Raw genomic sequence first — 8,461 nt, forward strand, 5'->3', positions numbered from 1 at the left:
TGGCATCCTCCCCCTCCGACGCCTTCGGCGCCACCTCCCCCTGGCGGGGGAGGATAGGCTCTAAGTCACGCCCGCTCGGCCGAACTCACCGCATCTGCCGCGCGCAGTGCCGCGAGCAGCTTCATCAGATGCGCGGCGTTGCGGACTTCCAGATCGATGGTGTTGGTGTGGAAGGTCGTGTCGCGATTATCCATGCGGAGGCCGAGGATGTTCGCCTTGTGCTGGCCGATCAGCGTCGCGACCGTGCCCAGCGCGCCGGGCTCGTTCTTCAGCGTCACCGCGATCTCGGCGACGCCGCCATCGGCCTTGTCGCCCCAGGTGAGATCGACCCAGTCGGCTTCCTCGACATTGGCGAGGCTCGGGCAATCGATGCGGTGGACGACGATCGGCTGATCGGGCCGGCGGACGCCGAGAATGCGGTCGCCCGGCACCGGGCGGCAATCCTCGGCGAAGCTGAACGCCACGCCTGGCGTCAGGCCCTTGATGTCGATCGCGTGATGCTGCGGCGGCAGCTGGTCGTCCTCGCCGCTGGCCGAGCCCGGCATCACCGCTTCCATCACCTGCCCGTCGGTCAGCGAGCGGCGCGCGATCGCCTCCATCAGCGCTTCCTCGTCGGCGAGCTTCAGTCGCTTGAGGGCATTGGCCAGCGCGCCGTCGCCCGGGGGGGCGGGCAGGCGGGCGATGATGTCCTCGTAGAGCTTGCGGCCGAGCCGCATCGTCTCGTCGCGCTCCTTGTGGCGCAGGTGCCGGCGGATCGCCGCGCGCGCCTTGCCGGTAATCGCGAAGTTGAGCCAGTTGGGCTGCGGCTCCTGCGCCTTGGAGCGGAGGATCTGCACCTGGTCGCCCTGCTCGATCTCGGTGCGCAGCGGCACCACCTTGCCGTTGACCTTGGCGCCCACCGCCTGGTCGCCGAGATCGGTGTGGACGGCATAGGCGAAGTCGATCGGCGTCGCGCCCTTGGGCAGCTGGATCAACTCGCCCTTGGGGGTGAAGGCGAAGATGCGATCCTGGTACATCGCCATGCGGGTATGCTCGAGCAGCTCTTCCGGGCTCTCGGCATGTTCGAGGATCTCGATCAGGTCGCGGATCCAGCTGACCTGGGTGTCGGGCCGGACCGAGCTCTGCTTGTAGGCCCAGTGCGCGGCGAGGCCGAATTCGGCCTGGGCGTGCATGTCGCGGGTACGGATCTGGATCTCGATGCGGGTGTCGCCCGCATGCATGATCGTGGTGTGGAGCGAACGATAGCCGTTGCGCTTCGGCGTCGAGATATAGTCCTTGAAGCGCCCGGGCACCATCGGCCAGCGGCGGTGGATCACGCCCAGCGCGCGGTAGCACTCCTCCTCGGTATCGACGATCGCGCGGAACGCCATGATGTCGGAAAGCTGTTCGAGGCTGACATGGCGCTCGGACATCTTCTTCCAGATCGAATAGGGGTGCTTCTCGCGCCCCGTCACCTCGGCATCGATGCCGCCCCGGCCGAGCAGCAGCTTCAGGCCCGAGGCGATCTTGAGCACCCGGTCCTCGCCTTCGATCCGGAAGCTGTCCAGCCGCCGGGTGATCGATTCATAGGCTTCGGGTTCGAGCTGGCGGAAGGCGAGCGTCTGCATCTCCTTCATGAACTCGTACATGCCGATCCGCTCGGCGAGCGGGGCATAGATGTCCATCGTCTCGCGGGCGATGCGGCGGCGCTTCTCCTCCTTCTTGATGAAATGGAGCGTGCGCATGTTGTGGAGCCGGTCGGCCAGCTTCACCAGCAGCACGCGGATGTCGTCGGACATCGCCAGCAGGAACTTGCGCAGATTTTCCGCCGCGCGCTCGCTTTCGGTCTGCGCTTCGATCTTGGAGAGCTTGGTGACGCCGTCGACCATGCGGGCAACGTTCGGCCCGAACAGCCGCTGGATCTCCTCCGGCGTCGCCACCGTATCCTCGATCGTATCGTGGAGGATCGCGGTGGCGATCGTCTCGTCGTCGAGGTGCAGGTCGGTCAGGATGCCCGCCACCTCGATCGGGTGGCTGAAATAGGGGTCCCCCGAGGCGCGCTTCTGCGAGCCATGGGCATTGACCGAGAAGACATAGGCCCGGTTGAGCAATGCCTCATCGGCTTCGGGGTCGTAGGAGAGGACCCGGTCTACAAGTTCATACTGACGCAGCACAGCGCCTAGATGGCGTGAGCGGCGCGGTTTTTGCAACCAATTTGACGGTTGCACCCCGCTTCCTTGTGCCACTGTGGCCAGCGGGCGACTGCGCGCGGTTTCCCGCCCTCGGTTTTTGCGATACGGTATCCGCCATGGGTGGAGCCGTTCGAGAAACGCTGCGAGCGATGGCGCGGGAATGCAGCCTGCCGGCAGCGCTGGAGGCGATGGGCGAGCGCTGGTCGTTCCTGATCCTGCGCGGTGCGTTCAACGGCATCCGCCATTTCGAGGACTTCCAGAGCGAATTGGGCATTGCCCGCAACATCCTCGCCAACCGGCTGGCGCGGCTGGTGGAGCATGGCATCCTCGCGCGCCGCCCCTGTGCCGACGATCGTCGCAAGGTGGAGTACCGGCTGACCGACAAGGGCCACGCGCTGCTCCCCACCATGGTGGCGCTGCGCCAATGGGGTGAGCGCTGGGAGACCGGCGTGCCCGCCTCGCCGATCCTGGTCGACGCGCGCGACCGCAAGCCGATCGCGCCGGTGACGGTGCAGGCGCAGGACGGCCGCGTGCTGGGCAAGGGCGATCTGCTCTGGGCGCTGCCGGAAGAGATCGAGGAAGCCCGCGCGGCGGAGTAAGTGGGCGCTTTGGCCCGCCAAGGTGTAAACGCTTCTATAATGCCCCTGTGCACAAGGGCGTGCAGCAGGGGTTTCGACATGACGTTCGGCGTTTCGGCAGTGAGCATCGGTGGCGCGCGTGGGGTGACGGCGACGTCCTCCGTGCATGGCTCCGCCAGCGGCGCCGTCGACGAGACGGCGGAAGCGTTCCTGCGCGAGGCAAAGAAGAGCCCGGCCGAGCGCACCAAGGAGGCGGTGCTCAAGCGGCACAGCCTCAGCCAGGATCAGTTCGAGGCGCTGCCGCCCGAGAAGCAGGCGGCGTTCCGTCAGGAAATCGAGGACGAGATGAAGCGCAAGCTCGGTCGCGCGCAGGGCGGCGCCTTCGCCGACGTCGTCGTCTAGCCGATCGCGAGCAGCGCGGCGCGCACCGCGTCCGGGATCGGCTTGGAGCGGCGTTCCCCAAGATCGACATGGACGCTGACCATTTCGACCTCGGCGTGCAGGTCGCCCGTTTCCGCATGGCAGAGGTCGATCCGCATCGTCATGCTCGAGCTGCCGACGCGCTCGACACGGACAAAGGCTTCAACCAGATCGTCGAACCGGAAGGCCCGCTTGTAGTCGACCTGCGCGCGGACGACGTTGAATTCGGCTTCCGTCCAGATCGGCCCGAGCTTCGCGAGATCCGCCCAGCGCCAGAATTCGGTGAGCCCGACATCGGCATATTCGAGATAGCGCGAGTTGAAGACGATCTTCTGCCCGTCGATTTCGGAATAGCGGACGCGGAAGCGGGTGGAGAAGGGAAAACCGGGGCGGGGCATGGCGGCGGGCTTTGCCCCGAGCGAGGCGCGGTTCGCAAGTGCGGGGTGCGCATGCGGGCGTGCCGTTTCTGGAGGGCCGCTTCATCCACATACCCGTCGTCATCCCCGCGTAGGCGGGGATCCATTTGCCGGTGCGTTCGCGGCTGGAACCGCAGCGTCAGCCCCAATGGATTCCCGCCTTCGCGGGAATGACGATCGGTTTTTTCGGGAGGGCAGAAAAATAGCCCCCGCCGTTGCAGCAGCGGGGGCTCGCATCATGGGACACCCATGTCATTTGCAGTGGCAGTCTAGCAGAACCGCCGTTTCGCCGCGATCACCCTGCGTTCGCCGCCGGCGTGTTGACGCCCATCGACTGGAGATACTTGCGCACGTTGCGGGCGGCCTGGCGGAGGCGCTGCTCGTTCTCCACCATCGCGATTCGGACGAAGCCCTCGCCATTCTCGCCGTACCCGACACCCGGCGCCACCGCGACCTTGGCGTGGGTGAGCAGCTGCTTCGAAAATTCCAGGCTGCCGAGATGGGCGAGTGCCGGCGGCAGCGGTGCCCAGGCGAACATCGAGGCGCGCGGGGAGGGGATTTCCCAGCCGGCGCGGGCGAAGGCCTCCACCATCACGTCGCGGCGCTTGTGGTAGAGCTGGCGGTTCTTCTCGACGATGTCCTGCGGGCCGTTGAGCGCGGCGCAGGCCGCCGCCTGGATCGGCGTGAACGCGCCGTAATCGAGATACGACTTCACCCGCGTCATCGCCGCGATCAACTGCTTGTTGCCCACTGCGAAGCCCATCCGCCAACCGGCCATCGAATAGGTCTTGCTGAGCGAGGTGAACTCGATCGCGACGTCCTTGGCGCCCTTCACCTGCAGGATCGAGGGCGTCGGCTGGCCGTCGAAATAGAGCTCCGAATAGGCGAGGTCGGAGAGGATCCACACCTTGTTCTCGCGCGCCCATGCAACGAGGCGCTCGTAAAAGGCGAGGTCCACCGTCTCGGCCGTCGGGTTCGACGGATAGTTGACGACCAGGATCGACGGGCGCGGCACGGTGAAGTTCATCGCGCGCTCGAGGCTCTCGAAATAGGCGTCGTCCGGCGTCGTCGGCACCGCGCGAATCGTGGCGCCGGCGATGATGAAGCCGAAGGTGTGGATCGGGTAGCTGGGGTTCGGCGCCAGCACGACGTCGCCCGGCGCGGTGATCGCCGTAGCGAGGCTGGCAAGGCCTTCCTTCGAACCCATCGTCACCACGACCTCGGTCTCGGGGTCGAGGTCCACGCCGAAGCGGCGGGCATAATAGTTCGCCTGGGCGCGGCGCAGGCCCGGAATGCCCTTGGACTGCGAATAGCCATGCGCGTCCGGCTTGCGGGCGACCTCGCACAATTTCTCGATCACATGGTCGGGCGGCGGCAGGTCGGGATTGCCCATGCCGAGGTCGATAATGTCCTCTCCGCCCGCGCGCGCCGCTGCCCGCATCGCGTTCACTTCCGCGATAACATAGGGGGGCAAGCGCTTGATGCGGTAGAATTCTTCGGACATTTCCTCGACTTTCAAGGGTTTTGACACGCGACACAAAATTGTGTCGTGCGCGCGTTCTACGCCATAAAAGCGCATCCGGGAATGACGCATTGCTCCGCCTGCGCTAAGCCGGGGCGAAGGAGAGGACCGAATGGCCGATACGCTCACGCCGACCCTGCCCCGTCTGGAGGACCTGCAGCACTGGACCTGGGTGCTCGGCCGGGCCCAGCAGATGATGCTGGAGCATGGGCTGGACCTGATGGAGCATGTGCCGTCTGCGCCGCCCTTCGGCATGCTGCTCGATCCCACCCCGGCAATGCGGGCGAGTGCCGAATTCTGGGCGGACACGATGCAGCTTTGGCAGCGCTTCCTCGATCCCGCCAATGCCGAGCCCTTTGTCGAATCGCCCGAGCAGGCGCGCGACAAGCGCTTCAAGGCGCCGCAGTGGCGCGAGGAGCCGGTCTTCGACTTCCTGCGACAGAGCTATTTCGTCATCGCCGACCATATGCTCAAGCAGGTCGAGGCGCTGGAGCATGTCGACGAACGCCAGCGGGACCAGATCCGCTTCGCCACCAAGGGCTTCATCGACGCGATCAGCCCGACCAACTTCCCGGCGACCAACCCCCAGGTGATCGAGAAGATCGTCGAGACCAAGGGCGAAAGCCTGCTGAAGGGCCTGCAGCACATGCTGCAGGACATGGCCAAGGGCCAGATGACGCAGACCGCCGCGGGCGCGTTCGAGCTGGGCCGCAACCTCGCCATGACGCCGGGCAAGGTGGTGAAGCGCACGCCGCTCTACGAGCTGATCCAGTATTCGCCGACGACGGACACGGTGCTGGAAACCCCGCTGATCATCTTCCCGCCCTGGATCAACCGCTTCTACATCCTGGACCTGACGCCGGAGAAAAGCTTCATCCGCTGGGCGGTGGAGCAGGGGATTACCGTGTTCGTCGTTTCGTGGCGCTCGGCCGATGCGACGATGAAGGACGTGGTGTGGGACGATTATGTCGAGCGCGGCCAGATCGATGCGATCGATACGGTGCGCGACCTGCTCGGCGTCGAGAGCGTCCACACCATCGGTTATTGCGTGGCGGGCACGACGCTCGCGGCAACGCTGGCGGTGCTGGCCGCGCGGGGTCAGGCCGAGAAGGTGAAGAGCGCGACGTTCTTCACCGCCCAGGTCGACTTCACCGAAGCGGGCGACCTCCGCGTCTTCGTCGATGACGACCAGCTGGCGATGATCCGCAGCCTCAGCGCCGAGGGGTTCCTCGACGGTCGCTACATGGCTGCGACCTTCAACCTGCTGCGCGGGCGCGACCTGATCTGGAACTACGTCACCAACAACTATCTGATGGGCCAGGAATATGCACCGTTCGACCTGCTCCACTGGAACTCGGACGTAACCAACCTGCCGGCGACCTGGCACCTCAGCTACCTGACCGACCTGTACCGCGACAACAAGCTGATCGTGCCGGGCGCGCTCAGCATCGGGGGGACCCCCATCGACCTGTCGAAGGTAGAAACGCCCGTTTATATCCAGGCCGGCCGCGAAGATCATATCGCACCGCCGCGCAGTGTGTGGAAGTTGACCGAGCATTTCCGCGGCCCGCACAAGTTCGTGCTGGCCGGCTCCGGCCATATTGCTGGCGTGGTCAACCCGCCCGCTGCGAAGAAATACCAATACTGGACCAATTCCGAGCCCTCCGATTCGCTCGAATCCTTTATCGAAACGGCGGTGGAACATGTCGGAAGCTGGTGGCCCGACTGGCTGGACTGGGTGGCTGCGATCAACAGTGCAAAAGTCGCGGTAAACGGTGCGCGTGTCCCAGGAGGTGGAAACCTTTGTGCAATTGCGGAAGCACCGGGCGAATATGTAAGAACGCGGTGACAAATCACTAGAAATTTTCGACCTTTGTGACTTTTTGTGCACTGCACAATAGCGCCTTGCAAATCCGGCGCCACGTCGCTATATGCTGCGGTGCAGCAATAGGCAGGGAAAGCTAGTCATATGGCCATCAAAGGACCGAAGACGACGGCCAAACCCGCCGCCAAAACGGCGGCACGCGGCGCTACGCGGCCCGCGATTCTGGCCGAAGCTGCCGCGGCGGAGCCGGTGCCCGTACCCCCCGCAGCCGAGACGATCGTCCCGGCCGCGGCGCTGGTGCCGGGGCCTGTCGACGCCGCTGCAACGCAGGAAGAAGTGAAAACCCACGTCGAAGACGCGATCGCAGCCCCGGTGGAAGCGGCTCAGGCCGTTGCCGAGGACGTGATCGAAGCCACAGAGACCGTCGCGCCGGCGGTCACCACCAGCACCGCGAAGGAAACGACCATCATGGCTACCCAGTTCGAGAATACCACTGCCCACGCGCACACCGTGTTCGCCGACCTGAACGAGCGCACCAAGGCCGCTGTCGAGAAGTCGACCAAGCTGGTCGAAGAAGCCAACGAGTTCGCCAAGGGCAACATCGAAGCGCTGGTCGAATCCGGCCGTATCGCTGCCAAGGGCTTCGAAACGCTTGGCCAGGAAGCTGCCGACTACAGCCGCCGCTCGTTCGAGAGCGCGACCGCCGCGCTGAAGAACCTCTCGTCGGTCAAGTCGCCGACCGACTTCTTCAAGCTGCAGAGCGACTATCTGCGTAGCGCGTTCGACTCCTACGTCGCCGAAGCTTCGAAGCACACCGAAGCCTATATCAAGCTGGCCGGCGATGCCGCCCAGCCGATCTCGAACCGCTTCGCGGTTGCGGTTGAGAAGGTGAAGACCAACGCCTGATCGGCCTTGCCGACCAGCGATGGAACGTAAATGGGGGCGGTCGCTGCGGCGATCGCCCCTTTTCACATCCACAAAATGCAGGACGGTCTGCGCGACGCCTTGCCCTTGGGGGCAGTGCGACATATTTTGCGACGCCTATGGTCGAGCTTCGTACAGTTGAGATTCGGATGGCCGAGGACGGCGACCAGGATGATCGCGGCAACGACAATGCCGTCGGCATCGCGACGCGCACCCGCACGCGCACCAAGAAGCCGACGCCGTACCGTGTGCTGATGCTCAACGACGATTACACGCCGATGGAGTTCGTCGTGCTCGTCCTCCAGCGCTTCTTCCGGATGAACATCGAGGAAGCGACGCAAGTGATGCTCCACGTGCACCAGCGCGGCGTGGGCGTGTGCGGGGTGTTCAGCTACGAAGTCGCCGAGACCAAGGTCTCGCAGGTGATCGACTTCGCCCGGCAGAACCAGCACCCGCTGCAGTGCACGCTGGAAAAGGCCTAGTGCGGATCGACATTCGGGATTCCCAAACGAGCTGATCGCTGATTCATAGGCATTCGTGTTGAGACGCGGAGCAAGTGATGGCGGTGAAGCGGTACGAACTGAACGATGCGCAATGGCAAAGGA

At 64.9% G+C, this 8,461-nt stretch carries 8 protein-coding genes; 5 read left to right on the forward strand and 3 right to left on the reverse strand.

Features of this window, described 5'->3' with window-relative positions; genetic code table 11:
- Positions 1–65: 65 nt before the first annotated feature.
- Positions 66–2,153 (reverse strand): bifunctional (p)ppGpp synthetase/guanosine-3',5'-bis(diphosphate) 3'-pyrophosphohydrolase, encoded by a 2,088-nt coding sequence (locus QZ814_RS09590; protein WP_294331362.1) that lies wholly within the window; start codon positions 2,151–2,153, stop codon positions 66–68.
- A gap of 167 nt (positions 2,154–2,320) precedes the next feature.
- Between QZ814_RS09590 and QZ814_RS09595 the strand changes: the two genes are divergently transcribed.
- Together QZ814_RS09595 and QZ814_RS09600 are read left to right on the forward strand one after the other, a co-directional pair.
- On the forward strand, positions 2,321–2,770 hold the full coding sequence (locus QZ814_RS09595; RefSeq protein WP_294331365.1) for a helix-turn-helix domain-containing protein: 450 nt from the start codon (positions 2,321–2,323) through the stop codon (positions 2,768–2,770).
- A 78-nt stretch (positions 2,771–2,848) separates the two neighbouring features.
- The gene (locus QZ814_RS09600; RefSeq protein ID WP_294331370.1) at positions 2,849–3,151 is read left to right on the forward strand and encodes a hypothetical protein; all 303 of its coding nucleotides are present in this window, start codon (positions 2,849–2,851) and stop codon (positions 3,149–3,151) included.
- On the opposite strand, the gene QZ814_RS09605 is transcribed toward QZ814_RS09600, so the two are convergent.
- Entirely contained in the window at positions 3,148–3,567 is a 420-nt protein-coding gene (locus tag QZ814_RS09605; protein WP_294331373.1) for a thioesterase family protein, read from the reverse strand. The two genes, QZ814_RS09600 and QZ814_RS09605, sit on opposite strands and share 4 nt — an antisense overlap.
- Positions 3,568–3,880: 313 nt before the next feature.
- The gene (locus tag QZ814_RS09610) at positions 3,881–5,089 is read right to left on the reverse strand and encodes an LL-diaminopimelate aminotransferase (protein WP_294331375.1); all 1,209 of its coding nucleotides are present in this window, start codon (positions 5,087–5,089) and stop codon (positions 3,881–3,883) included.
- A gap of 130 nt (positions 5,090–5,219) precedes the next feature.
- Between QZ814_RS09610 and phaC the strand changes: the two genes are divergently transcribed.
- From phaC to clpS, 3 genes are all read left to right on the forward strand, one after another.
- Positions 5,220–6,956: a class I poly(R)-hydroxyalkanoic acid synthase gene (phaC, locus tag QZ814_RS09615; RefSeq protein ID WP_294331377.1), complete on the forward strand. Its 1,737-nt coding sequence runs from the start codon at positions 5,220–5,222 to the stop codon at positions 6,954–6,956.
- Between the two features lie 120 nt (positions 6,957–7,076).
- A complete protein-coding gene (gene phaP / locus QZ814_RS09620; protein ID WP_294331379.1) occupies positions 7,077–7,838 on the forward strand; it encodes a TIGR01841 family phasin in 762 nt (253 codons plus the stop codon).
- Between the two features lie 167 nt (positions 7,839–8,005).
- Positions 8,006–8,338: an ATP-dependent Clp protease adapter ClpS gene (gene clpS, locus QZ814_RS09625; RefSeq protein WP_064310916.1), complete on the forward strand. Its 333-nt coding sequence runs from the start codon at positions 8,006–8,008 to the stop codon at positions 8,336–8,338.
- Positions 8,339–8,461 lie beyond the last annotated feature (123 nt).

The organism is uncultured Sphingomonas sp. (genome assembly GCF_913777625.1).
GTDB lineage: Bacteria > Pseudomonadota > Alphaproteobacteria > Sphingomonadales > Sphingomonadaceae > Sphingomonas.

Excerpts from the sequence above, each read along its gene's own strand:
- QZ814_RS09595 (WP_294331365.1), top strand. The coding sequence starts at position 2,321 with ATGGCGCGGGAATGCAGCCTGCCGGCAGCGCTGGAGGCGATGGGCGAG.
- QZ814_RS09600 (WP_294331370.1), top strand. The coding sequence starts at position 2,849 with ATGACGTTCGGCGTTTCGGCAGTGAGCATCGGTGGCGCGCGTGGGGTG.
- QZ814_RS09605 (WP_294331373.1), bottom strand. The coding sequence starts at position 3,567 with ATGCCCCGCCCCGGTTTTCCCTTCTCCACCCGCTTCCGCGTCCGCTAT.
- QZ814_RS09610 (WP_294331375.1), bottom strand. The coding sequence starts at position 5,089 with ATGTCCGAAGAATTCTACCGCATCAAGCGCTTGCCCCCCTATGTTATC.
- phaC (WP_294331377.1), top strand. The coding sequence starts at position 5,220 with ATGGCCGATACGCTCACGCCGACCCTGCCCCGTCTGGAGGACCTGCAG.
- phaP (WP_294331379.1), top strand. The coding sequence starts at position 7,077 with ATGGCCATCAAAGGACCGAAGACGACGGCCAAACCCGCCGCCAAAACG.
- clpS (WP_064310916.1), top strand. The coding sequence starts at position 8,006 with ATGGCCGAGGACGGCGACCAGGATGATCGCGGCAACGACAATGCCGTC.